The organism is Janthinobacterium glycogeni, from assembly GCF_051380725.1.
Taxonomy (GTDB): domain Bacteria; phylum Pseudomonadota; class Gammaproteobacteria; order Burkholderiales; family Burkholderiaceae_D; genus Janthinobacterium.
Map to the genome: position 1 here is coordinate 24,835 of NZ_JBNYXP010000012.1, position 24,115 is coordinate 48,949.

General features: G+C 63.3%; 26 protein-coding genes. 20 read left to right on the forward strand and 6 right to left on the reverse strand.

Annotation, left to right across the window (positions count from 1 at the left end; translation table 11 throughout):
- Positions 1 to 82: 82 nt before the first annotated feature.
- Positions 83 to 937, reverse strand: a complete 855-nt coding sequence (ubiA, locus tag ACQ4W4_RS22730) for a 4-hydroxybenzoate octaprenyltransferase (RefSeq protein WP_436543884.1) — start codon at positions 935 to 937, stop codon at positions 83 to 85.
- A 58-nt stretch (positions 938 to 995) separates the two neighbouring features.
- A complete protein-coding gene (locus ACQ4W4_RS22735; protein ID WP_436543885.1) occupies positions 996 to 1,934 on the reverse strand; it encodes a hydrogen peroxide-inducible genes activator in 939 nt (312 codons plus the stop codon).
- Positions 1,935 to 2,068: 134 nt separating this feature from the next.
- Between ACQ4W4_RS22735 and ACQ4W4_RS22740 the strand changes: the two genes are divergently transcribed.
- From ACQ4W4_RS22740 to ACQ4W4_RS22775, 8 genes are all read left to right on the forward strand, one after another.
- Positions 2,069 to 2,308: a DUF3717 domain-containing protein gene (locus ACQ4W4_RS22740; RefSeq protein WP_436543886.1), complete on the forward strand. Its 240-nt coding sequence runs from the start codon at positions 2,069 to 2,071 to the stop codon at positions 2,306 to 2,308.
- A gap of 44 nt (positions 2,309 to 2,352) precedes the next feature.
- Positions 2,353 to 2,835 carry a D-glycero-beta-D-manno-heptose 1-phosphate adenylyltransferase gene (gene rfaE2, locus ACQ4W4_RS22745; RefSeq protein ID WP_436543887.1) on the forward strand — a complete coding sequence of 161 codons (483 nt, stop codon included), beginning with the start codon at positions 2,353 to 2,355 and terminating at the stop codon, positions 2,833 to 2,835.
- A gap of 127 nt (positions 2,836 to 2,962) precedes the next feature.
- Positions 2,963 to 4,459 (forward strand): hypothetical protein, encoded by a 1,497-nt coding sequence (locus ACQ4W4_RS22750; RefSeq protein ID WP_436543888.1) that lies wholly within the window; start codon positions 2,963 to 2,965, stop codon positions 4,457 to 4,459.
- On the forward strand, positions 4,456 to 5,925 hold the full coding sequence (locus tag ACQ4W4_RS22755; RefSeq protein WP_436543889.1) for a hypothetical protein: 1,470 nt from the start codon (positions 4,456 to 4,458) through the stop codon (positions 5,923 to 5,925). Before ACQ4W4_RS22750 ends, ACQ4W4_RS22755 begins: the two co-directional genes overlap by 4 nt.
- Before the next feature lie 44 nt (positions 5,926 to 5,969).
- Positions 5,970 to 6,413, forward strand: coding sequence for a hypothetical protein (locus ACQ4W4_RS22760; RefSeq protein WP_436543890.1), 444 nt, complete (start codon positions 5,970 to 5,972; stop codon positions 6,411 to 6,413).
- A gap of 36 nt (positions 6,414 to 6,449) precedes the next feature.
- The gene (locus tag ACQ4W4_RS22765; RefSeq protein WP_436543891.1) at positions 6,450 to 10,148 is read left to right on the forward strand and encodes a tubulin-like doman-containing protein; all 3,699 of its coding nucleotides are present in this window, start codon (positions 6,450 to 6,452) and stop codon (positions 10,146 to 10,148) included.
- A gap of 33 nt (positions 10,149 to 10,181) precedes the next feature.
- The gene (locus tag ACQ4W4_RS22770) at positions 10,182 to 11,414 is read left to right on the forward strand and encodes a hypothetical protein (RefSeq protein ID WP_436543892.1); all 1,233 of its coding nucleotides are present in this window, start codon (positions 10,182 to 10,184) and stop codon (positions 11,412 to 11,414) included.
- Between the two features lie 16 nt (positions 11,415 to 11,430).
- Positions 11,431 to 12,180, forward strand: coding sequence for a hypothetical protein (locus ACQ4W4_RS22775; protein ID WP_436543893.1), 750 nt, complete (start codon positions 11,431 to 11,433; stop codon positions 12,178 to 12,180).
- Positions 12,181 to 12,293: 113 nt separating this feature from the next.
- On the opposite strand, the gene trmL is transcribed toward ACQ4W4_RS22775, so the two are convergent.
- Both trmL and ACQ4W4_RS22785 read right to left on the reverse strand, forming a co-directional pair.
- Positions 12,294 to 12,764: a tRNA (uridine(34)/cytosine(34)/5-carboxymethylaminomethyluridine(34)-2'-O)-methyltransferase TrmL gene (gene trmL, locus ACQ4W4_RS22780; RefSeq protein WP_436543894.1), complete on the reverse strand. Its 471-nt coding sequence runs from the start codon at positions 12,762 to 12,764 to the stop codon at positions 12,294 to 12,296.
- Between the two features lie 31 nt (positions 12,765 to 12,795).
- The gene (locus ACQ4W4_RS22785) at positions 12,796 to 13,563 is read right to left on the reverse strand and encodes a ComF family protein (protein WP_436543895.1); all 768 of its coding nucleotides are present in this window, start codon (positions 13,561 to 13,563) and stop codon (positions 12,796 to 12,798) included.
- Between the two features lie 57 nt (positions 13,564 to 13,620).
- Here ACQ4W4_RS22785 and ACQ4W4_RS22790 point away from each other — a divergent pair, with 57 nt between their 5' ends.
- Complete coding sequence (locus ACQ4W4_RS22790) at positions 13,621 to 14,544, forward strand: methyltransferase domain-containing protein (protein ID WP_436543896.1); 924 nt, start codon at positions 13,621 to 13,623, stop codon at positions 14,542 to 14,544.
- Between the two features lie 131 nt (positions 14,545 to 14,675).
- Here the strand turns inward: ACQ4W4_RS22790 and ACQ4W4_RS22795 are convergent, their stop codons facing one another.
- Entirely contained in the window at positions 14,676 to 14,930 is a 255-nt protein-coding gene (locus tag ACQ4W4_RS22795) for a hypothetical protein (RefSeq protein ID WP_436543897.1), read from the reverse strand.
- Positions 14,931 to 15,008: 78 nt separating this feature from the next.
- Between ACQ4W4_RS22795 and coxB the strand changes: the two genes are divergently transcribed.
- The 6 genes from coxB (at position 15,009) to ACQ4W4_RS22825 (ending at position 19,711) form a co-directional block, all read left to right on the forward strand.
- A complete protein-coding gene (gene coxB, locus ACQ4W4_RS22800; RefSeq protein ID WP_152254278.1) occupies positions 15,009 to 16,217 on the forward strand; it encodes a cytochrome c oxidase subunit II in 1,209 nt (402 codons plus the stop codon).
- A gap of 13 nt (positions 16,218 to 16,230) precedes the next feature.
- A complete protein-coding gene (ctaD, locus tag ACQ4W4_RS22805) occupies positions 16,231 to 17,835 on the forward strand; it encodes a cytochrome c oxidase subunit I (RefSeq protein WP_219330106.1) in 1,605 nt (534 codons plus the stop codon).
- A 68-nt stretch (positions 17,836 to 17,903) separates the two neighbouring features.
- Positions 17,904 to 18,020 (forward strand): cytochrome oxidase small assembly protein, encoded by a 117-nt coding sequence (locus ACQ4W4_RS22810; RefSeq protein WP_216350353.1) that lies wholly within the window; start codon positions 17,904 to 17,906, stop codon positions 18,018 to 18,020.
- A 13-nt stretch (positions 18,021 to 18,033) separates the two neighbouring features.
- Positions 18,034 to 18,594, forward strand: a complete 561-nt coding sequence (locus ACQ4W4_RS22815; RefSeq protein WP_035828639.1) for a cytochrome c oxidase assembly protein — start codon at positions 18,034 to 18,036, stop codon at positions 18,592 to 18,594.
- 9 nt (positions 18,595 to 18,603) lie between these two features.
- Positions 18,604 to 18,810 carry a DUF2970 domain-containing protein gene (locus ACQ4W4_RS22820; RefSeq protein WP_077399736.1) on the forward strand — a complete coding sequence of 69 codons (207 nt, stop codon included), beginning with the start codon at positions 18,604 to 18,606 and terminating at the stop codon, positions 18,808 to 18,810.
- 40 nt (positions 18,811 to 18,850) lie between these two features.
- Positions 18,851 to 19,711, forward strand: coding sequence for a cytochrome c oxidase subunit 3 (locus ACQ4W4_RS22825; protein ID WP_070222559.1), 861 nt, complete (start codon positions 18,851 to 18,853; stop codon positions 19,709 to 19,711).
- A gap of 119 nt (positions 19,712 to 19,830) precedes the next feature.
- Here ACQ4W4_RS22825 and ACQ4W4_RS22830 read toward each other — a convergent pair whose 3' ends face one another.
- Complete coding sequence (locus tag ACQ4W4_RS22830) at positions 19,831 to 20,031, reverse strand: twin transmembrane helix small protein (protein WP_034748996.1); 201 nt, start codon at positions 20,029 to 20,031, stop codon at positions 19,831 to 19,833.
- A 78-nt stretch (positions 20,032 to 20,109) separates the two neighbouring features.
- On the opposite strand from ACQ4W4_RS22830, the gene ACQ4W4_RS22835 reads away from it, so the two are divergent.
- Genes ACQ4W4_RS22835 through ACQ4W4_RS22855 form a run of 5 tightly spaced genes read left to right on the forward strand, consistent with a single transcriptional unit; the run spans position 20,110 to position 24,108 of the window.
- The gene (locus ACQ4W4_RS22835; RefSeq protein ID WP_436543898.1) at positions 20,110 to 20,814 is read left to right on the forward strand and encodes an SURF1 family protein; all 705 of its coding nucleotides are present in this window, start codon (positions 20,110 to 20,112) and stop codon (positions 20,812 to 20,814) included.
- Entirely contained in the window at positions 20,795 to 21,424 is a 630-nt protein-coding gene (locus ACQ4W4_RS22840; protein ID WP_436543899.1) for an SCO family protein, read from the forward strand. The genes ACQ4W4_RS22835 and ACQ4W4_RS22840 overlap by 20 nt, the downstream gene beginning before the upstream one ends.
- An 18-nt stretch (positions 21,425 to 21,442) precedes the next feature.
- Positions 21,443 to 22,618 (forward strand): COX15/CtaA family protein, encoded by a 1,176-nt coding sequence (locus ACQ4W4_RS22845; protein ID WP_436543972.1) that lies wholly within the window; start codon positions 21,443 to 21,445, stop codon positions 22,616 to 22,618.
- Complete coding sequence (cyoE, locus tag ACQ4W4_RS22850) at positions 22,619 to 23,518, forward strand: heme o synthase (protein WP_436543900.1); 900 nt, start codon at positions 22,619 to 22,621, stop codon at positions 23,516 to 23,518.
- Positions 23,515 to 24,108 (forward strand): SCO family protein, encoded by a 594-nt coding sequence (locus ACQ4W4_RS22855; protein ID WP_436543901.1) that lies wholly within the window; start codon positions 23,515 to 23,517, stop codon positions 24,106 to 24,108. Before cyoE ends, ACQ4W4_RS22855 begins: the two co-directional genes overlap by 4 nt.
- The last annotated feature ends 7 nt before the right edge of the window (positions 24,109 to 24,115 follow it).

Below are 24,115 nucleotides of genomic sequence, written 5' to 3' on the forward strand. Positions count from 1 at the left end.
ACAGTGAAATGCCAGTGTAGGCAGCTGCGGCCAGGCCTGTCTTGCGCCGCCTCAAGGGATGCCGCAGCGCAAGGATCGTTGCTTAACGGAAAGCAAAGTCCAGTACCACGCCCGCAAACACCGCTGCTCCTAGCCAGTTATTATGCCGGAATGCCGCAAAACACGGCATACGCTCGCGTGCGCGGATCAGGGTGTAGTGATAAACGGCGCAGCCGGCCGCCACCAGCAAGCCCGCGACGTACCAGTAACGCAAGCCCAGGTACCAGCCGCATCCCAGCCACAGCAGCAGAAACACGGCATAGCACAGCATGACGATGGCCACGTCGTAGCGGCCGAAGGTAATGGCCGAGGTCTTGATGCCGATTTTCAAGTCGTCGTCGCGGTCGACCATCGCGTATTCCGTGTCGTAGGCCACGGCCCAGAAAACATTACCTAGCAGCAGCAGCCAGGCAACGACGGGCACGGCATCCGTGATGGCGGCAAAGCCCATGGGAATGCCGAAGCCGAAGGCGATGCCCAGGTACGCTTGCGGAATCGCAAAGAAGCGCTTGAAGTAGGGATAGGTGCCGGCGATGATGACGGCGGCCACCGACAGTTGCTTGGTCAGCGCATTCAGGGGCAGGATCAGGCAAAAGGCCAGCACGGTCAGTACGCCGGCCACGGCCAGCGCTTCCTTGCCGCTGATGCGTCCGCTGGTGATGGGGCGGTCGGCCGTGCGCTTGACGAATTTGTCGATATCCTGGTCGGCGTAGTCATTGATGGCGCAGCCTGCCGAGCGCATCAGGAAAGTGCCAAGAGTGAAGATGAGCAGCAGCCGCCAGTCCGGCACGCCTTGCTGCGCCAGCCACAGCGCGCACAGGGTGGGCCACAGCAGCAATACGGTACCGATAGGCTTGTCCAGCCGTATCAGGCGGAAATACAGCGCCAGCTTGTTCATGAAAGACTCGATCTTGTTGAAGAGAAAGGTCGATTATCGCAAATAGTATGTAAATGTACTATTCGTCGTCTTCGCACAAGGGGGTGATGCCAGGCAAGTTGCAGCTGGCGATGGCGGCGCACAGGGCGTCGATGGCGGCCTTGCGCGTAAAACTCTTGCGCCACAGCATGACCACCCGGCGCGACGGCACAGGATCGGCGAAGGGCCGGTATGCGAGCATGCCGTCGGTGGCGTGCATATTCGCAACGGAGGCGCGCGGCAAGACCGTCAGGCCGATGCCGCTGGCCACCATGTGGCGGATGGTTTCCAGTGAGGAACCTTCAAACGTGCGCTGCATGCCATTGCCGGGCGAGGAAAAACGCGCCATTTCGGGGCACACTTCCAGCACCTGGTCGCGGAAGCAGTGGCCATTGCCCAGCAGTAGCATGGTTTCCGATTTCAAATCCTGTGCGGCGATTTTTGCGCGCGCCGTCCATGGATGCTGGCGCGGCATGGCGACGACGAACGGTTCGTCATACAGTTCCTGCATGGCCATGCCGTGTTCGGGCAGGGGCAGGGCCATGATGGCCACGTCCAGTTCGCCCTGGCGCAGCAATTCGAGCAGGCGAACCGTGAAGTTTTCCTGCAAAATCAAAGGCATTTGCGGTACCTGGTCTATCATGGCTTTGACCAGCGGCGGCAGCAGGTAGGGGCCGATCGTATAGATCACGCCCAGGCGCAGGGGGCCGGCCAGCGGGTCCTTGTTCTGCTTGGCGAGTTCCTTGATGGCGGCCGTCTGTTCCAGCACGCGCTCGGCTTGCGCGATGATCTGCGCGCCCAGGGGTGTGACGGAGATTTCCGCGCCGCCCCGTTCAAACAGGACCACGCCCAATTCGTCTTCGAGTTTCTTGATGGCCACTGACAGGGTGGGCTGGGCAACGAAGCAGGCTTCGGCGGCATGGCCGAAGTGCTTCGCTCGCGCGACTGCAACGATATATTTCAGTTCAGTCAGTGTCATAGGTTGATTGAAACACAGGAAGTACTTACTTGCAATGAATGAAAGGTGGCGCAAACGTGAAACTGTGGCGCCGATGGCGTATTGTAGCGGATCGCCCCCTATAATGCGGGGGCGGGCGGCGGAAGGAGAGGGCGATGGAACTGCGGATGCAGGCGCTGGAAGCGGCGATCAATTACTGGCGTGCCAGGCAACCGGCGCGCGGCAATGAATATGCGCTGTCGCCATCCGTCAGCCGCCTGGCCGGCGTGTATGCGCTGATGATTTATTACCGGCAAGATCGCATCGCCGAAGAGGGCCTGGATCCTGCCATTCTGGCCTTGATCGATGCCTGGCGCCAGGATGCCGGCGGCATCCAAGGCGATAGCCACACCTGAACGTGACCATAGCGTGACCGTATTTAACCCAACCAGAGATATTCATGCCTGATTTTGAAAACAAACTGTGCGGCCGTGACGAATTGCGCGCCCGCGCCGCGGCGCTGCCGAAACCGGTAGTGGTGACGAACGGCGTGTTCGACATCCTGCACCGCGGCCACGTGACCTATCTGGCGCAGGCGCGCGCATTGGGCGCCTCGCTGATCGTTGCCGTGAATACCGATGCCTCAGTGAAACGCCTGGGCAAGGGCGACGACCGTCCCCTGAACAACTGCGAAGACCGCATGGCCGTGCTGGCCGCGCTGGAAGCGGTGAGCCTGGTCGTGCCGTTCTCGGAAGACAGCGCCCTGGAAGTGGTGCAGGAAGTCCAGCCGGACATCTATGCCAAGGGCGGGGACTACGACATGGCGGCCATTCCCGAAGGACGCGCCGTGCTGGCGTATGGCGGCCAGGCCGTGGCCATCGATTTCGAGCATGACCGCTCGACCACCAAGCTGTTGACGAAAGTGCGGACGCAGCAGGGCTGAGGACCGTCGTCAATGTTTCCATACAGATAAAAAGACGTTACTATGAGAACTGCCAGGGCTGCGACTTCGTTGCGACAGCCCCAGCACGATACACCGTCTGATATGCATTGCTTGTCATAGAAAATACATGGATCATAAAACTTCTGGGGATTGGCCACTGCCTTCCGGCGTCTGGTACGTCGATGACGCGGGCGCGTGGAGCATGCAGCGCAGCGCGGACGGCCAGAACGTCTCGCCCTTGGTGAGTCAGGCCGATATCGGCAAGCTGATGCTGGCGCGGCGCCTGCCTGCGGCGGCCGGCGCGCCCGTGCGGCAGTTTCCGCCCGAATTTGCGTTCGACCCCGCCTCGGGCGCGGCCTTGCAAGTGCCGCCCGAGGCGTCCGCCACGCCGTCCGGAGTGGCGCCTTGGGTTCCTCCTTTCGGCGCCTATCCCGTCAGCGACGTGCCGCCGGCCGGTCCGGCCGGCTTGCGCCAGGCCGGCGTGCCGTTAAAGCTGGCCGACCAGCGCGCGCGCGAGGAGCATGCGCAAGCCGATGCCTCGCTGCCCATGCCGCCGCCGGGCGAATACGAATTCTTTTCTGCCCGGTTCGGCACCAGCGCGCCCGCGCTGCTGGCGCTCGACCCGCGCAAGGCCGTCGTGCACGCCTGGCTGCCCGCCTCGAAACGCTGGCTGGCGCTGGACCCCGACCATGGCGGCTTGCTGGCTGAATCGGACCTGGCCCACGGCGCCTGGCGCGCCGAGCTGGTGCCGGAGTTCAATAGCGTGCTGGTCTTGCCGACCAGCCATGGCCTGGCCTGCATCCGTCCCGACGTGCCTTCGCTGACTTACGTGGTCGAGCACGTGGGCGGCGCGCCGTGCGTGGCCGCGCCCGTCTGGTTCCAGAACCGCCTGTGGGCGCCGCTGCGCGACGATGACGGCCGCATCCGCTTCGTCAACCTGGACGCCGCGCAAAAGCCGGGCAGCGACGTGCTGCTCGACGGCCTGTTTGACCTGGGCGCCGTCAGCGCGCCCGTCGCTTACAACCGCATGGCCGTGTGGCCCTGCGCCAACGGCCAGCTGCGCCTGCAGCTGCAGCCGGACGGCAACGTGGCCGCCTCGTTCACGCCGTGGCCCGAAGGGCTGGTGCCGCATTTCGAATTCGGCAGCCCGTACGTGTCGCGCGATGGGGGACTGTGGCAGCTGTGCTTCGAGCGCAGCCGCGGCACCTATGTCTACGTGAAACTGGGCGCGCAGTCCGAACGGGCCGATGCGCTGGCGCCGCGCCTGTGTTCGGGCAGCTTCAATTACCGCTTCGCCACCAAGCTGAAAACGGCGCCGTGGGAGGAGCCTGAACACGGCGACGATGGCGGCAAGAACCAGGCCGTCATGCCGCTGCTGGAATCCGGCGCCGGCAACAGCGTGTTTGGCGTGAAGTTCGCCACCAGCGCCGGCCTGTCGAGCGTGCTGCGCTCGAACGAGCGCCTGGCGGCGCAGCTGGTGCAGGACGACGAGTTGCGCGAAACCGTGTTCCACACCTTTGCCGTCAGCGAGCCGTGGCGCGTACGCCTGTTTGTCCATGAAGGCATGCTGTGGGCCTATCACCCGCTGCTGTCGCGTATCGATGGCTGGGCCTTGCAGGCATGAAGGCGCGCTTACTGACCGTGGCCTGCGCCGCGTTTTTCAGCGCTGCCGCCGCGCACGCAGCCGGCATCCAGCAAGCGTTTCTCGTGCAAAACTCGGGCTGGATGGAGCCGTTTTACACGGATGAGCATTCGCAGCTGAAAGCCCTGGTGGGCGCCGTGGCGCAGGCTGCCACGAGCCCGTCCGACAAGGTCTATACCCTGGCCTTCAGCCAGAGCAGCGGCAGCAATGTGTCGCCCGCGCTGATTGGCCAAGGGCAGGGTGGCGCCGGCGTGGCGGGCCAGCTGGCCCATCTCGGCCTGGCGCGCAAGGGCGCCGGCGGCGCGCTGGCCGACACGGATTTCCAGGAAGCCGTCACCAAGACCATCACGGGTCCGTTCCAGTCCGCGTCCGGCATCGTGTGGATATTTACCAATAACAAGAACAGCCCCAACAACGACAGCCAGACTGCCGAGCGCAACCGCGACTTTTACCGCTTGCTGCATCTGGAGCCGTCGATCACCAAGACGGTGGTGTTTCCGTTGCGCATGCCCGTGCAGGGCAAGCTGTACAGCGCCAAGGGCTTGATGGTGTACGCACTCGCGTATGGCCAGCCCGCATCCGAGGCTTTGAACCGTATCCTGGCCGAAGGGCGGCTGTCGCAAGTGCTGACGCGTCCGCCTGCGCGCTTGAAACCGGTGGACCAGGATGCCGTGCGCATCGTGCCCCAGTCCGTCAAGAACAGTCCCAACGTGCACGCCAGCCTGCGCCGCGACGGGCGCACCATCGTGCTCGACGTCGACGCGGCCAAGCTGGTGCCGCAAGTGGTGCTGCAGGCGTCCTTGCAAAACATGTTTTTCCCGTACGTGATCGACAGCGCCAAGGTGCACGCCAGCCTGGCGGGCCGGAACGCACCGCTGCACGTGGCGCCGGATCAGATCCGCCAGCTGCAACCGGGCGCCAGCCAATCCGTGCAGGTGCAATTTTCTCTGCCGATGGCGCAGATCCCGTCGCCGTGGTCGGCGCAGGCGATGGCCGCCATGGGCAAGCAGGTGCTGCTGCCGATGCGGGCGCAGGTGGGCCTGTCGGAACAGCGGCTGGCGCTGGCGTCGAGCTTTGGCAAGGATTTGCAGGAACTGTTCCCCGGCGACCCGATCTCGGACATGTTTACGCCGCCCGACAGCGTGCGTGCGTCGCAGGCGACGATCCCGTTGCTGGTGCGCATCCAGTATCCGCTGCTGCCCGTGCTGGTGATACTGGGCGGCGTGCTGGCGCTCGTGCTGGGCTTGCTGGCGCTGGGTCTGGTCAGCACGCGCGCCACGCGCTACAAGGTGATGGCCGACGGCGTGCAGCGGCAAGTGCTGCTCAAACCGTTCAAGAGCGTGCAGATCCGCGACGATGACGGCCGCGACATTGGTGAACTCAAGCGTGGCCTGGGCAAGCCGTCCGTCGTGCGCGTGGCCGAAGGCCATACCTTGACCCTGGCCTGAGCAATATTTCTTTTTAAACTATTCAAACCCATCAGAGGCATACCATGGCGCAAGACACTCCAAAAGACAACGCAGGTTTTACTTTGCCGGCCCCGGCATCGGCTCCGCCCGCTGCGGACGCCTCCGCCGCGGCCAGCGCCGCCACCACCACGGCTACCATTGAAGCGGCGCCCGCGTTGGACGCTGCCGGCACGACCGATACCTCGTCGCGCGACACCTTGATCGGCGGCGTCGTGCTGTTGCTGCTGTTCATCGCCTTTTTCTTTGCCAAGAATGCCTACGCGAATGGCCTGGTGGCCAAGCGCGTGCCGCCGAACAAGGCCAATGCCTCGGGCTGGTGGCTGTTCATCTTCCTGGCCAGCCTGGCAACCGGTGTCGTCCTGGCGGCCGTGAACGCGCATAAATTCCTCGCGCCATTGTTCATGGGACCGCTGGTGCTGGTGGGCCTGGTCGCCCTGTTGCTGACATTTACCTCGAGCCGCCGCTAAGAACACGCCGTTGCACGCATCATCGAAGGAATCACCATGGCAGAGAACCTGAACCAAACCATCACCGGCGGCGCCAGCGAGCGCAAGCAGGACAAGATCATCGAACTGCGCCCGACCCTGTTCATCGGCATCGGCGGCACGGGCATGCAGGTGCTGATGCGCGTGCGCCGGCGCATCCTCAACACGCTGTGGGGCGGCGCGGGCAACCGCACGCGCATCGAGGGCCTGGCCGACTTTCCCATCGCGCAATTCATCCATTTCGACCTCGACAATGGCGCCGTGATCGAAAGCGGCGAGTCACAGGCGAAGGACTTGCAGTTCGACCAGGTGAAGTTCACGGACGATGACAAGGTGGTCGAATCGTTCGACATGGACAAGTACAGCCGCGATGAAGATTCGCTGGAGAAGTATCCGCACATCAAGGAATGGCTGCCACTGACGCCGCAGCGCATCCGCGAATTGCGTTTCGACATGAGCAGCGGCGCCGGCCAGATCCGCGCCGTGTCGCGCCTGTATTTCTTCGACAAGTACGCGAAGATCCGCGACAAGATCCGCTTGAAATTGAAAGCCTTAAAGGCGGGCCTGTCGCACGAGCGCCAGCTGGCCGAACTGGGTTTGCGCATGGAAACGAACCGTTTCCGCATCGTCATCGTCGGTTCCGTCGCGGGCGGCACGGGTTCCGGTTCCTTCCTCGACATGGGTTTGCTGGCGCGCTGGCTGGCGCGCAGCGAAGTGGGCGCGGCCGATGTGGAGCTGATGCTGTTCTTGCCGACCGGCTACACCAAGGCCAACAAGGACCGGGTCGAGGCCAACGGTTATGCGGCGCTGATGGAGCTGGAATCGGCCATGATGGGCAACAAGGGTTATGTGGGCCGCTGGGATGCGTATGACCGCCCGGAACTGACGCGCGAGCCCTACAGCGAGGTGTACCTGATCGATTCGGGCAACCTTGCCCAGCAGCACACCAAGGATGTCAGCGACGTCTACCACATGGTGGCCGATTCGCTGTTCGAGGACTTCGCCTCGGCCGACTTCGCGCGCGCCAAGCGCTCGATCGCCGTCAACCAGGCGCAGCACAAGAACTCGCTGTACAACGCGCCCGTGCCGCAAGACCGCTTCGGCGACATGCGCCTGTATTTCTCGAAGCGTTTTTCCTCGTTCGGCATGGCCGTGCTCGATACGCGCCAGGAAGCGGCGCGCGACGAGCGGGCCCACCGCTGGGCCGGCGCCATGCTTCAGGCGTTCTTCGGCGTGGGCGGCACGGATGCGGGCGCCAACCGCGCCACGGATACGCAGCGCGATAATTTCCTCGCCGCCAATATGTTCCTGAAGGGCACGCCCTTCAGCGATTTCCCCGAGTTTTCCGACAAGAGCATCGAACTGAAGCGCTCCAGCGGCGACTTCATCGATTTCCGCGTCGTCGACGAATTGCTGGAAGACCGCCACGGTCACTTGCTGGCCGGCGTGGAAAACAGGGTCAATACGCGCATCAACGATATCCGCACGGGTTTCGACCGCAGCGAATGGCCGGCGCAGGTGCGCGACGCCATGAAACACCTGGAACGCGACGCCGTGCGCGACCAGGATTCCACGGCCGACACGACGGAAGACCGCATCAGCAAGCGTCGCCGCGAAGTGCTCGACGACGTCAAGAAAGTCGTGCGCGACCAGCTGTACGGCTATCTTGATAATAAAGAATTCGGCGGCCTGGAATACGTGCTGTCGCTGGTGGAACAGATCAAGGACCGCATCGAGGCGCCGGGCAGCGGCTTGACAGCGCAGATCGGCAACAATGCCGAGCGCTACCGCGAAATCAAGGAAGCCGTGCGTTCGCGCGAATACGAGCGCCTGCTGAACAACCTGGAGCAGACGCGCAGCACCTTCGGCTTCCTCAGCAATGGCGAAAAGCAGGCGGGCGTGGTGATGGACCATCTGCGCACGGAAATGGCGAATGCGCTGAAATTCCATCTGCGGGCCAAGGCGGCGGACGAGTCCGTCATCCTGCTGGGCGAACTGTCACGCTGGCTGGGCAACCGGGTCGGTGTCGATGCACAGGGGCGCGCGCAGTGGAATGGCCTGGTGGGCGAGCTGCAAACGGGCCGCGAAGGCGTGCTGGCCATGCTGGCGGAATTGAAAACAGCCAATACCATCCTGCAAAAAGACCTGGACAAGGAACACGCGACCCTGATCGTCATTCCCGTCACGGAAAAAGACATTGCGCTGCCGTCGGCGGCCACCTTGCGCCAGTGGGCCGATGACGCGTTCAAGGACATGGGCGGCTCGAAAGCGCTGTTCCCCATGCTGGGCGAACCGGCGCAACGCGGTTTGATCCTGGCCAAGGTCACGCGCATGGCCGAGAACATGATCGCCACGGCGGGCCTGGCGGAAGGGGCGACGAGCACGCCCGATCCCCTGTTCGAGGCGCTGGAACAGATGGATGTGTCCGAACGCCTGGACCGCTTCCGCAAGCTGCTGGCCTGTTCCATGCCGTGGATCGACGCCAATATGGCGGGCGACTTCACGGTCGTGTCGGACCAGTTCAAGTGCGTGATCGGCGTGGCCAACGCGGCCGCCTTCAAGGCGAAGTTCGGCGCCGAGCTCGAATCGTGCGTGCCGACCCAGGTGGGCATCACGGTGAGCCAGCTGGAAATCGTCGAGACGGGCATCCGCGGGCGCGCCGTCTGCTATTGCGAGCTGGCCGGCGTGCCGATGACGGTGCTGCGCGGCCTGGAAGGCTGGCGCACCAGTTACCGCAAGGAAGGCGACAACGACAAGGCGCCGACCCACACGCATATCGATCCGACGCAATTCACGCACCCGATCGCGCCGAACACGGACGAGATGAAGCGCCTGGCCGAGGATTTCGGCGAGTTTCTGCAAGCGATCATGCTGGGCGTGCTGACGCGCCACACGGGCAGAGTCGTGCCGCCCGGCCAGTATCAGTTTGCCGTCGAACCGGGCGACCTGCGCCGCATCGGCAATGAGCGGGCCATCCGCCAGAACGGCATGCCGGCCTCGTACGAGAAAAATATTGCCCTGCGCATCGAGGAAAAATTGACGGCGCTTGACGCCGTGCAGACGGCGGCCATGGCGGCGCTGGCAAAATACTATGAACGCACGGTGTATGCGCCCAAGCTGGTGGCACAGGCCGATGGCTCGCAACTGCCGTACGTCGGCTTTGGCAGCGCCATTTCCGCCGAACTGGGCGCGCGCCTGCGCGAGTCGGCGCGCCGCAAGGGCATGGCCGGCGATGAGCTCGACCGCACGGTGCAAGCCTTGCTGGGCCGCCTGAAGGAGTGGGCGAACGTCATCGGCGACTCCGACGGCGACGCCTACGACTGGGAAGTGCGCGAACCGGAAGCGGACGGCCAGCCCCGTTTGAAATATGCGATCAAGGGGGAAATGCTGGAAGCGGGGCGCCTCGAGCAATTGCTGCGCCCGGCTGCCGCGGCCGCCGCCCCGGCGGCACCCGCGTTCGGCATGGCGCCGCCACCGCTGGGCGGCATGCCGCCGCCCCTGGTGGAACACCAGTATTTCCTGGGCATTAACGGCCAGCAGCAGGGACCGTTCACGGCCCAGCAGATCGTGCAATACGTGCAGGCGGGGCAGGTCGTGCCGGCCACCACCAAGGTGTGGCGCGCCGGTTTGCCGGCCTGGGCCGAGCTGGCCCAGTTCCCCGAGCTGGCGCCCTTGTTCCTCAGCGCGCCGCCACCGTTGATGCCGCCGCCCTTGTGAACGCTGGAATGACGTTGGAATGAAGGATTAGTTTTGGATATCTGCAACAAATGCAAGACGGGCCTGTGGACCGTTGTCAGCCATTGCCCGTACTGCGGTCAGGCGCAGGCTGGTGCTGCCCGGCCCGCCGCGGCCGTGCCGCCGCCGCTGCCGGCCGTGTCCGCGCCGACGCCGGTAGCGCCGCCGCCTGCGCCCAAGCCGCCGCCCGTGCCGGTGGCGCCTGCTCCTGCGCCGAAAGCGCCGCCGGTGCCGCTGCCCGTGCCTGCATCCGCGCCGCCTGCCGTGCCGCCAACGCCGCCGAAGCCGGCCCAGCCGAAAGCCGTGCCGCAGTCCGCGCCTGTGCCGCCACCGGCGCCGGCCGAACCGCCGCCACCGCCGCGCAAGTGGCTGCGCTGGCTGGGCGGCATCGCCGTGCTGGCGGCCGTCATCGTCTACATGAATGGCAAGCCGGGCGGCAAGAATGAATCGGCTTGCAACGACGCCATCGACAGCGGCTTGAAGCTGGTGGCAAATGGCAGCCTGGATGGCGCCCGGCAGAAGCTGGCGACGGCGAAGAATGTGTGCACGGGCAAGTCCAGCGCCAAGGCGGACGATTTGCAGGCGGCGATCGGCAAGGCCGGCGCCGCATCGGGCAGTTGCCAGCGCAGCGTGCGCGCCATCGAACGCCATATTGATGGCCATCAATTGCAAAGCGCGGCCAGGGGCATCGCCGCGCTCGACGCCGATTGCGCGGGCGCTGCCAGCGTGGATTCCCTGCGCAAGCAGCTGGCGCGCCAGCAGGCGGCAGCCGCGTCCGTGCTGGTCGGGGTGCGCCAGGCGCTCGATGGCAAGGATGCGACGACGGCCCGCAATGGCATCGCCAGGCTGGAAGCGATCGACCGCGAAGCGGTGGAATTGCCGCAGCTGAAGGCTGACGTGCAGGCCTTGTCGGCGGCCGCTGTGCCTGCCCCCGCGCCCGTTTCTGTACCGGTCCCGGCAGCACTGGAACCGACCCCCGCGCGCGCGGTCGAACGTCCAGCGGTGGCCGAACGCCGTCCGCTGGAAACGTCGCCCGTCGATAGCGGCGCGGCCATGCGCAACGAGATGGCGCAATCGTTCCTGCGCGATGCCGAGCGTTCATTGCTGGAAGGTAAGTTCGATGCGGCCAAGACGTATCTGGAAAGCGCGCGCCGCATCGATCCGGGCAATGCGCGCATCGACAATCTGTCGCGCCGCATCCGCGAGCGCGAACGGCAAGTGCTGCAGACGGAAACAACGATCAATTAGGTATCTGGGAGTCACCATGCTGAATCACACCACCTTGCGCGCCGTCGCTGCGCTGACCATCGCGGCCATGCTGGCCGGCTGCGCCACGGCGACTATGAACCCGAACGGCGTGCGGCAGGACAGTTCCTATCCGCAAGGCGGCGCCCAGGCGGCCACGGATGAGGACCCGTGCAGCGTGGGCACGTCGGCCGCAGCCGGCGCGGCCGTGGGGGCGCTGCTGGGCGCGCTGGCGGGCGGAAAAAATGGCGCGCTGAAGGGCGCGGCCATCGGCGGCGGCCTGGCGGCGGCCGGTTGCCTGGCCATCAATGTCAATTCGCGCCAGACCAAGACGGCGGCGCAGGCGGACCGCGACTATATCCGCACGCGCGGCGCCTTGCCGCGCGAGCCGCAAGTGGTGTCGTACACGCCGCAGCTGAGCGCGTCGACCGTCAAGCGTGGCCAGCCGTTCAAGGTCACCTCCGTGGTGGAGCTGGTCAACGGCAGCGCGCAAAGCGTCAGCGACGTGCGCGAAGAGCTGGTGGTGCTCGACCCGCAAGGCCAGCCGTTCAAGTCCGGCTCGAAAGCCCTGGCCAGCAACAACAAATCGGGCGGGCGCTTTGAAAACTCGTTCGAGCTGACCTTGCCGGCCGGCGTGTCGCAAGGCGTGTACGGTGTCAAGACGAATCTGTACGTGAACGGCAAGCTGGCCGCCACGCGCGACCTGCGCACGCAGCTGGTGATGCTGGATGTGGATACGGGCGTTGACGCGCAGCTGGCGCTGCGCTGATTGCCGTATGCAAACGCGTAGGTCGGATTAGCGGGGTAAAGCCCCGCGTAGTCCGACAACACCACTAACGCCAACAATGTTGTCGGATAACGGCCCCTTGGGCCTCATCCGACCTACGCGCCGCCGGCGTATCCATGCTGGCGCCAGGCCTCGTAGACGACGACGGCCACCGTATTCGATAAATTCAGGCTGCGGTTGTCCGGGCGCATGGGCAGGCGGATGCGCTGCTCTTCCGGAAAGCCGTCGCGCAGGGCCGGATCCAGGCCTTTCGTTTCCGAGCCGAATACAAACACGTCGCCGGGCAGGAAGGCCACCTCGCCGAACGGGCGCGAACCGCGCGTCGTCATGGCGAACATGCGGGCCGGGTCGGGCTGGGTGTCGGCCAGGAACGCCTCCCAGTTCTTGTGCACCTTCATCTTGGCGTAATCGTGATAATCGAGGCCGGCGCGCTTCATCTTGGCATCGTCGAGCGGAAAGCCCAGCGGTTCGACCAGGTGCAGCTGCGCGCCCGTGTTCGCGCACAGGCGGATGACGTTGCCCGTATTGGGCGGGATTTCAGGTTCTACCAAAACAACGTGAAACAAAATGCTCTCCTCATATATATCTGTAGCGAATTCAATGTGGCGGCGTGCGCGCCACCACCAATATGCTGACCCTGGCCGCCCCCGCGCGCTTGCAGGCGGTGGCCAGGGCATTGACGGTATGGCCGCTGCTCATCACGTCGTCGACGATGCCCACATGACATCCTTGCAATAACGGCGCGTATTCGGGCGCGATGGCGAATGCGTGCGCCAGGTTGGCTTGCCGCTCCTGCGGCGCCACGCCGCTTTGCGCCCGGGTCTCGCGCACGCGCAGCGCCAGGCGCGGTTGTAAAGGCACGTCCAGCAGGCGCGCCAGCGGACGCGCGATTTCCAGCGCCTGATTAAAACCCCGCTCGGCCAGCCGTGCCGGGCCCAAGGGCACCGGACAGAGCAATTGTGGCGCCTGCCACGCTTGCTGTTGCTGAATGGCAACATGCAGCAGTTCTGCGAACAGGGGCGCCAACGCCAGGCGCGCGCCGAATTTCAGCTGCAGCAGCAACTGGTCGACGGGCGCCGCATAGTCAAACGCCGTGATCGTGGCGTCATATGCGGGCCGCTGGCGCAAACAGCGCCCGCAGAGTTGAGCCACCTCAATGTCAGCGAGCGGATTGGCGCACTGGCGGCAGCGGTGGCGCAGTTGCCCGCGTCCTTGCCCCAGGTACTGCGCGCGGCAAGGCGGGCACATCACTTGCGGGCAGCCCATGCCGCACAGCGCGCATTGCGCCGGCAGCACCGTGGCGCCCAGCCACAGTCGCAGCGCCCGCCAGGCGGCGTCAAGGCGGGGCAGGGCGGCGGTCCGCATCGCGATGGCGTCGTTCCATGTACACTGCCGACATTATCTCACCTCACCCGATTCAACATGCCAGTTCCCACCAGTCCGCCCAAAATGAGTGCGCCCATCGATGCGGTGCAAGTACGCGATTTCTTTTCCCGTCCGGCGCGCGTCGCGCCGTCGGACTTCCTGCGCCGCGAAGTGTCACAGCGCATGCACGAGCGCCTGGAGCTGGTGAAGATCACGCCGCATCGCGTGCTCGACGCCGGCTGCGGCCCCGGCGCGGACCTGGCGCAGCTGCAAAAGGATTATCCCGCCGCGCAGATTATCGGTCTCGATGCAGCGCAAGCGATGATGCAGGCGGCGCGCGCGCCCGCGTCGAAACTGGCCAGCCTGAACCAGTTCCTCAGCAAACTCTTGCCGGCCAAGGCGGGCGTGGATTTATTGTGCGGCGACCTGGGCGACTTGCCGCTGGCGCAGGGCAGCATCGACCTCGTGTGGTCGAATCTGGCGCTGCACTGGCATGCCCAGCCCGACCGCGTGTTCGCGGAATGGCGGCGCGCGCTGCGCCTGGACGGTCTGCTGATGTTTTCCTGCTTCGGTCCCGACACCTTCCGCGAAGTGCGCGACGCGTTTGCCGAGGCCGATTTGTATCCGCACGCCTTGCCCTTTGTCGACATGCACGACTTTGGCGACATGCTGGTCGAGACGGGCTTTTCCACGCCCGTGCTGGACATGGAAATCATTACCGTCACCTACGACACGGCGGAAAAACTGCTGGCGGACGTGCGCGCCTTCGGCGGCAACCCGCTGACCACGCGCCGGCGCGGCCTGATGGGCAAGGCGGCCTGGCAGCGCATGCTGGCCGCGCTGGAAAAGACGCGCCGTCCAGATGGCAAGCTGGGCCTGAGTTTCGAAGTGATCTATGGCCACGCCTTCCGTCCCGCGCCGCGCGTGACGCGCAATGGCGAGGCCATCATCCGTTTTGACCTGCCGCGCAAACCCAAATAACAGGGCAAAGAAACCGATACTTGGTCGGCATCCGCGCACAATGTGGCAGCTTGGCGTTGCAAAGCGCGCGGCGGCCGGGAGAAGGGCGCGCACAAAGCCGATTATTGCTTGATGGATTCAAGTTTACTTGATTATAATCGTTGATTGTTTGTCAGCTTGTTAAGTACAAAAACAAGGGCTGCATACAAAATAAAAAAAACAAAGCGAGACTTATTCGAAGTTACTGCATTAGTATAGTAACCATCTTCCACACGAGGCCATTTCCAGGTGGGGAAGAAAAACAGGGTTCCAGCATGGTTGCGCGCCGCCGTTTTTGTTGCGGCAGCCAGCATGGAATTCGCTGGTGCTTGACGCACATGGCCGCATTCCGGCCGTGTTGCTTTCATGGAGGAGCGGCAGCGGTCCAGTACGGAGAAATCCGCAGCCGTTTAAAATATCATTATTTTTGGGTGGTTGGGGAAAACATGACACATGCAAAGCGACTTCAATCGTTGCTGCTCGGGCTGTCTTTGACAGCGTTTGGCATCGGGCGATGGGCCACGGCGGCACCGGCTGCCGGCACCTATCCCGGCACCGGCGGTCCCGTGCCGTTCGAAATGAATCTGCAACCGCCGGCGACACAGATCGCCCATGAAATCTACGATTTGCACACCCTGATGATGATCATCTGCCTGGTGATCTTCGTAGCCGTGTTCGGCGTCATGTTCTATTCCATCTTCAAGCACCGCAAGTCTCTGGGCCACAAGCCGGCCACCTTCCACGAAAGCACCACCGTCGAGATCGCCTGGACCGTCGTGCCTTTCCTGATCGTCATCGGCATGGCCCTGCCTGCCACGCGCACCGTGGTCGGCATGAAGGATACGTCGAACGCCGACATCACCATCAAGGCCACCGGCATGCAGTGGAAATGGGGCTATGACTACCTGAAAGGCGAGGGCGAAGGCATTTCCTTCCTCTCCAACCTGGCCACGCCGCGCTCGCAAGTGGGTGCGCCAGGCGCGCCGCCGACGGAAAAACGGGGCGAAAACTACCTGATCGAAGTCGACAACGAAGTCGTTGTGCCGGTCAACAAGAAGATCCGCGTGGTGCTGACGGCCAACGACGTCATCCACGCCTGGTCCGTGCCCGCCTTCGGCGTCAAGCAGGATGCGATTCCCGGTTTCGTGCGCGATACCTGGTTCAAGTCCGACCATATCGGCACCTTCCGCGGCAATTGCGCCGAGCTGTGCGGCAAGGAACACGCGTTCATGCCCATCGTTGTCAAGGTCGTCTCGGCAGACGACTACAAGGCTTGGGTTGATGTAAAACAAAAGGAAATGGCGGCATTGGCTGATGATCCAAGCAAGGTGTGGACCATCGACGAATTGAAGGTCAAGGGCGAGAAAGTGTATACGGCCAACTGCGTGGTCTGCCACCAGGCAACGGGCAAGGGCGTACCGGGGGCGTTTGCGCCGCTGGACGGCTCGGCCGTGGTGAACGGCCCGAAAGCCGATCAGATCCACGTCTTGCTGAACGGGCAAAAGAGCGGCAAGTATCCCGCTGAAATGCCAGCATGGAAACAGCTGTCCGACACGGAAATTGCCGCAGTGATCACTTACACGCGCAATTCCTGGTCGAACAAGGCCGCAGAGAACATCGTTCAACCAGCCGAAGTCGTGGCTGCACGCAAGTAATTAGGAGCCGCAGATGAGTACTAGCACGAGCACTAGCACCTTGGACCACGCCGGTCACGATCACGACCATGCCCACGATCATCCCACTGGCTACCGCCGCTGGCTGTTTGCCACCAACCACAAGGATATCGGCACCCTGTACCTGTGGTTCTCGTTCATCATGCTGCTGTCGGGCGGCGTGCTGGCCCTGATGATCCGTACGGAACTGTTTCATCCGGGCTTGCAATTCTTTCACCCAGAATTTTTTAATCAACTGACCACCATGCACGGCCTGGTGATGGTGTTCGGCGCCATCATGCCGGCCTTCGTCGGCTATGCCAACTGGATGATCCCGCTGCAAGTGGGCGCCTCCGACATGGCCTTTGCCCGCATGAACAACTTCTCGTTCTGGCTGCTGCCGCCGGCCGCGCTGCTGCTGGCCACGTCCTTCCTCGTGCCGGGCGGCGCCACCGCCGCCGGCTGGACCCTGTATGCGCCGCTGTCGACGCAGATGGGCCCCGGCATGGACATGGCGATTTTTGCCATGCACCTGATGGGCGCCTCGTCCATCATGGGTTCGATCAACATCATCGTCACCATCCTGAACATGCGCGCCCCCGGCATGACCCTGATGAAAATGCCGATGTTTTGCTGGACCTGGCTGATTACCGCGTATCTGTTGATCGCCGTCATGCCCGTGCTGGCCGGCGCCATCACCATGACCCTGACGGATCGCCATTTCGGCACCTCCTTCTTTAACGCGGCTGGCGGCGGCGACCCCGTCATGTACCAGCACATCTTCTGGTTCTTCGGCCACCCCGAGGTCTACATCATGATTCTGCCGGCTTTCGGCATCGTCTCGCAGATCCTGCCCGCGTTTGCCCGTAAACCTTTGTTCGGCTACGCCTCGATGGTCTACGCTACCGCTTCCATCGCGATTCTGTCCTTCATCGTCTGGGCGCACCACATGTTTACCACCGGCATGCCGGTGACCAGCCAGCTGTTCTTCATGTACGCGACCATGCTGATCGCCGTGCCGACGGGCGTGAAAGTGTTCAACTGGATCGCCACGATGTGGAAGGGCTCGATGACGTTCGAAACGCCGATGCTGTTCTCGGTGGGCTTCATCTTCGTGTTTACCATGGGCGGTTTCACGGGCCTGATCCTGGCCGTCACGCCGATCGACATCCAGCTGCAGGACACCTATTATGTGGTGGCGCATTTCCACTACGTGCTGGTGGCCGGTTCGCTGTTCGCCCTGTTCGCCGGTTTCTACTACTGGTCGCCGAAATGGACGGGCCATATGTACAACGAGACGCGCGGCAAGATCCACTTCTGGCTGTCCCTGATCACGTTCAACGTGACCTTCTTCCCGATGCACTTCCTGGGCCTGGCCGGCATGCCGCGCCGCTACGCCGACTATCCAGCGCAGTTCACGGACTTCAACATGATTGCCTCGATCGGCGGCTTCGGTTTTGGCCTGATGCAGGTGTACTTCCTGTTCTTTGTTGTCTTGCCGACCATCCGCGGCGGCAAGGCTGCACCGGCGAAACCATGGGAAGGCGCGGAAGGCCTGGAATGGACCGTGCCGAGCCCGGCGCCGTTCCACACGTTTGAAACGCCGCCAACCGTCAAGTAGTCATCCTCAAGCAATGCCAGTGTCACGGGCCGGCGCCGCTGCCGGTCCCTTTGAATAGAGTGCCTGCCATGACCGAAGTGAAAACTGAACGCAAGAAACCGAACAACCTGCGTACGGGGCTGATACTGGGGGCCCTGGCGGCCTTCTTCTTCCTGTCCGTATTCGTCAAACGCATGTGGCTCTGACGTGACGACGCCGATGCAACAGGAAACACGCGGCCTGAACCGCAAGATGCTGGGCAAGCTGCTCGTCATTGCCGTGCTGATGTTTGGCTTTGGCTATGCCCTGATCCCCGTCTACAAGCAGATTTGCGAAGTGATGGGCATCAACGTGCTGACGCAGAAAGATGGCACGGTGGCTTACGACAACAATACGCAGGTCGACACGACGCGCAGCATCACCGTCGAGTTCGACGGCAATGCGCAGGGCCCATGGCGCTTCCGCCCGACCGTGTCGAGCATGCAGGTGCATCCGGGCGAACTGGTGACCGTCATGTATGAAGTGGTCAACACGCAAAACCGCGTCGTCAACGCGCAAGCCATTCCCAGCTACGCGCCGCAGAGCGCCACGCCGCATTTCAAGAAGGTCGAGTGCTTCTGCTTCAAGCAGCAGACCTTGAAACCGAAGGAGGCGCGGCAGATGCCGGTGGTGTTCTTCCTCGATCCGGCCCTGCCGAAAGAGGTGAAAACCATCACCCTGTCGTACACGTTTTTCGAGATTGCCGGTCTGAGCCAGGCTCAGACGCCGGCCGTCCAATAGGAGAGTGCCATGGGCGAATCCGCCAAACCGGAAAAAGCGTCGTTCCTGTATTCGCTGCGGGCCGTCGTGTGGTCGTTTACGGGACTGCGCCGCAAGAGCGATTTCGACACGGACTCGGCCAAGCTCAATCCCGTGCACATCGTCATCGCCGGCTTCCTGGTGGTGGCTTGCCTGATCGGCATCCTGATTTCGATTGTTAAATTCGTCGTTTTATAAATTATAAAAAACCACCCTATAAGTTTTTGAGGAGATGATGATGAGTTCCAACCACGCCGCCGTACCTTATTATTTCGTGCCCGGCCCGTCGCGCTGGCCCATGCTGGGCGGCGCCAGCCTGCTGCTGACCATGATCGGCGCCTCGGCCTGGGTCAACGACGTCTCCTGGGGCCCGTACGTGAATTACCTGGGCATCGCCGGCATCCTGCTGGTGCTGTATTTCTGGTTCGGCGACGCCATCAGCGAATCGGAGCAGGGCCTGTACAGCGAGCGCATCGATCACTCCTTCCGCTGGAGCATGAGCTGGTTCATCTTTTCAGAAGTCATGTTCTTCGCCGCCTTCTTCGGCGCCCTGTTCTATGCGCGCAGCATCTCGATGCCGTGGCTGGCCGACCTCGACCACAAGGTGATCTGGCCCGATTTCGCCGCTCACTGGGGCAATACGGGCCCGGCCGGCACGGTGCAGGAATTCACCACCATGACGCCGTTCTGGATTCCGACCATCAACACGGCCCTGCTGCTGACGTCGGGCGTGACCCTGACCATTTCGCACCACGCGCTGCGCGCCGGCCACCGCGCCATGACGGCCCTGTTCCTGTTCGCCACCATCGTGCTGGGCGCCATCTTCATGGGCTTCCAGGTCTACGAATACATGCACGCCTACAGCGAACTGAATTTGAAATTGACGTCCGGCATCTACGGCGCCACCTTCTTCATGCTGACGGGCTTCCACGGCTTCCACGTGACCCTGGGCGCCATCATGTTGTCCGTCATCCTGTACCGCGTGCTGAAAGGCCACTTCACGCCCGAGCACCACTTCGGCTTCGAAGGCGCCGCCTGGTACTGGCACTTTGTCGACGTCGTCTGGCTGGGCCTGTACGTGGTCGTGTATTGGTTATAATGGCGGGGCAGGGCGCGCGTTGTTAGGCGCGCCGGCACCATAAAAAAAGCCGTACCGGGACATCCTGGGTACGGCTTTTTTCTTAGTGTGAAGAATTTGCTAATCAGGCAAGAAGAAGCTTAATGTATGCCCGTCGGCTGGATATAGCCGAGCTTGTGCGCCAGCAGGATCAGCAAAAACAGGGTGATCGACAAGCCCACGCGCAGGGCCAGCGCCTGCACGGTGCGGTTGCTCTTGCCCTTGTCGCGCATGAGGAAGAACAGGGCCGAGCCCAGGCTGCCCAGGATCAGGATGAAGGCGATGGCAACGAGGATTTTCATGGATGGTAGCGCCAGGCTTGAGGAGGTTTCATTGTAATGCGTATCCGCTTCCATTTTAGATGGATTCCATTTGTTGTAATGCTGCTACTGGTGGCCCTGGGGGTATCGCTGGCGCAATGGCAGCAGCGCCGTGGCGACGAGAAGGTCGCCCGCGCGGCCAAACTCGAAGCGGGCAACCAGGCCGCGCCGCTGGCGTTGACGGCCGCGCCCCTGTCGCCGTCCGATGCGCAGGCGATCGAATACCGCCGCTTCACCGTCACGGGCCATTTCGTGCCCGCCTGGACGGTCTACCTGGACAACCGTCCCTACAAGGGGCAGGCGGGCTTTCACGTGCTCACGCCATTTCAGATCGACGGTTCGAGCATGCACGTGCTGGTGGCGCAGGGCTGGCTGCCGCGCAACAATGCCGAACGCACACGCATTCCCGATTACGCCACGCCGGCCGGCACGGTGACGATTTCCGGCATCGCGCGCCTGAACGCGGGCCACGTGATGGAACTGGGCACGGCGCCGGCCCTGGCGCCGCACGCCATCGTGCAAAATGCCGATATCGGCCAGCTGGCCCAGGCCAGCGGCCTGGCCTTGCAGCCTTTTATCCTTGAACAAACAGTCGACGGAGTGACGGCGCCAGCGTCCAGCCAGCTTCCCGTGCGCGACTGGCCGGCGCCGGACCTGGGCGCCGACAAGCACCGCGGCTATGCATTCCAGTGGTACGCACTGGCACTGATGGCTTTTCTATTTTTTGTCTTTACAGGATTTCGACGTGCAAACAAACAGCCCTGAAGCAACGCAAGACAACAGCAACAAGCAGCTGCAAAATACGGGACGGTGGAAACTGCTGGCCGTGGTGGCCGTGTGCGCGTTTCCCATCATCGCTTCGTATTTCACGTATTACATCATCAAGCCCACGGGCCGCAACAACTACGGCGCCCTGATCGACCCCCGTTTGCACCCGATACCGGAAGCGCAGCTGCAGGTGACGGAGCTGGACGGCAAGGCGGCGCCGCTGGCCCAGTTCAAGGGCAAGTGGGTGTTGTTGCAGACGGGACCGTCCGATTGCCAGGAAGCGTGCAAGAAGCAATTGTTTGACATGCAACAACTGCGCCTCATGCAGGGCAAAGAACGCGAACGCCTGGAGCGGGTCTGGCTGGTGACGGATGCCCAGCCGCTCGACACCCTGGTGATGCGCGAATTCGACGGCACCAGCATGCTGCGCGTCAATAGCGACGCCCTGAAAGCCTGGCTGCCCGTGGAGCCGGGCGGCAAGACCAGCGACCATCTGTACCTGATCGATCCGCTGGGCAACCTGATGATGCGCTTTCCGAAGGACGCGGACCCGAACAAGATCAAGAAAGACATCGCCAAGCTGCTCAAAGCTTCGGCGATCGGTTGAGGAGTCCGCATGCCGACGATGCATCTCTCCGCGCTGGCCCAGCTGGGTTTGACGGGCTTGCTGGTGGCGCTGCTGCCTTTGACCATGGTCTGGGTGTCCGCGGACGCCAATAAATACCGCAAGCTCGTGTGGATCGCCGTCTTCTTGACGGTCGACCTGATCATGTTTGGCGGCTTTACGCGCCTGTCCGATTCCGGCCTCGGCTGTCCGGACTGGCCCGGCTGCTATGGCTCGGCCAATCCTTTCCTCGCGCACGAGCATATCGTGGCGGCGGAAACCCTGATGCCGACGGGCCCCGTGACGGTGGTCAAGGCGTGGATCGAAATGACGCACCGCTACCTGGCCATGGCCATCGGCGTGCTGATCGTGGCGATGATGGTGCAGGCGTGGCGCCAGTGGCGCAAAAGCAAGCGGCAGGAATTCGCCCCGGCCCTGCCGACGGCGCTGTTTTTGTTCGTCTGCCTGCAGGGCGCGTTCGGCGCCTGGACGGTGACCCTGAAACTGCAGCCGGTGATCGTCACCATCCACCTGTTGCTGGGTATGGGCTTGCTGGCCATGCTGACGTGGCTGGGCGGGCGCCAGGACCATGCCGTCAAACCCTTGCTGCGCGCCGATGCGGATGCTGCCGTGCTGCGCCCCGTGCGCGCGCTGGCCGTCCTGTCGCTCGTGCTGCTGACCGTGCAGATCGCGCTCGGCGGCTGGGTGAGCACCAACTACGCCACCCTGGCCTGCACGGATTTCCCCCTGTGCGGCGGCAAGGTCATTCCGGAGATGGATTTCGAGCATGGTTTCCATCTGTGGCGCGAACTGGGCAAGACGGCCGCCGGCCACTACCTGCCGTTTTCCGCGCTGACGGCCATCCACTGGGTGCACCGCAATTTCGCCTTCATCGTGCTGGCCGGCGTCGGCTATACCGTGTTGCGCGCGTGGAAGCTGCCGTCCCTGCGCGGCACGGCCCGCTGGGTGGCGCTGGTGCTGGCCCTGCAGGCGGCCACGGGCCTGGCGACGATTTACCTGAGCTGGCCATTGTCGATTGCCGTCCTGCATAACGGCGGGGCGGCGCTGCTCGTGTTATTGCTGACCATGTTAAACTACAAGGCTAAATTCCAACTCGATGTTGCGCGCAATGTTCAGCGCGCTTGCGCCGCCGCGCCAGTGCCCCCGGCACCAGCCAGTCCTTCCCGTACCGCATAAATGACTACTCAGACCATCAGCCGTAAACCCTCCCCCCGCATCGCCCAGTACTGGGCGCTGACCAAGCCCCGCGTGACGCAGCTGGCCGTATTTTGCGCCGTCATCGGCATGTTCCTGGCCAGCGAGGAGTTGCCCGACTGGCATGCGGTGGTGTTCGGCACCATCGGCATCTGGCTGCTGGCGGGCGCCGCGTTTGCCGTCAATTGCCTGGCCGAGCGCGAAATCGATGCGCGCATGGCCCGCACGGCGCGCCGCCCGATGGCCATGGGCGACATCACGGTGAAACAGACAGTGGTGTTCGCGCTCGTGATCGGCGGCCTGGGCATGGCGATCCTGTATCACCTCGTCAATCCGCTGACCATGTGGCTGACCTTTGTCACGTTTGTCGGCTATGCGCTGATCTACACCATGGTGCTGAAACCCGCCACGCCGCAAAATATCGTCATCGGCGGCCTGTCCGGCGCCATGCCGCCCGCGCTGGGCTGGGCGGCCGTCGCCAACGACGTGCCGATGCAGGCCTGGCTGCTGGTCCTGATCATCTTTGTGTGGACGCCGCCGCACTTCTGGGCGCTGGCCATGTACCGGCGCGACGATTACGCGCGCTCGGGCCTGCCCATGCTGCCCGTCACGCACGGCTTGAAATTCACGCAATTTCACGTCTGGCTGTACTCGATCGCGCTGGCCGCCACCACCTTGCTGCCGTACGCCGTGCGCATGAGCGGCCTGATCTACCTGGCTGCGGCCGTGGTGCTCAACGCCGGCTTCCTGTATTACGCGTGGAAGATGTACCGCCATTACACGGACTTGATCGCGCGCAAAGCGTTTACTTTTTCCATCATCTACCTGGCCTTGCTATTCGCGGCTTTGCTGGTCGACCACTACATTCCCCTCGGCACATGAAAAAAATCCTGACTCTGTTGTTGGCGGCCGCGCTGGCCGTCGTCCTGGCCGGCTGCGGCAAGCCTGCCGCACCGAAGCTGGCCTTCAAGAACACGGACGTGACGGGCCTCGGCTATGCGCGCGAGTTCGCGCTGACGGACCATACGGGCCACCCGCGCACCCTGGCCGACTACAAGGGCAAGCTGGTGCTGATGTTCTTCGGTTACACGCAATGCCCGGACGTTTGCCCCACCACCATGGCCGACATGGCGCAGGTGATGCGGGAAATGGGCCCGCAGGCGGACCAGGTGCAAGTGCTGTTCGTCACCGTCGACCCCGAGCGCGACACGCAAGCCTTGCTGGCCCAGTACGTGCCCGCCTTCGACAAGCGTTTCGTGGGCCTGTATGGCGATGCAGCCGCGACGGCCAAGGTGGCCAAGGAATTCAAGGTGTATTACGCCAAGGTCGAAGGCGAAACGGACAGCAGCTACACGGTTGACCACACGGCCGGCACCTATGTCTTCGACCGCGAAGGCAAGATCCGTCTGTTCGTGCGGCACGGCGAAAAGCCTGCCGCCATCGCGCACGATCTTAAACTTCTGCTATCCTGACCCGGTC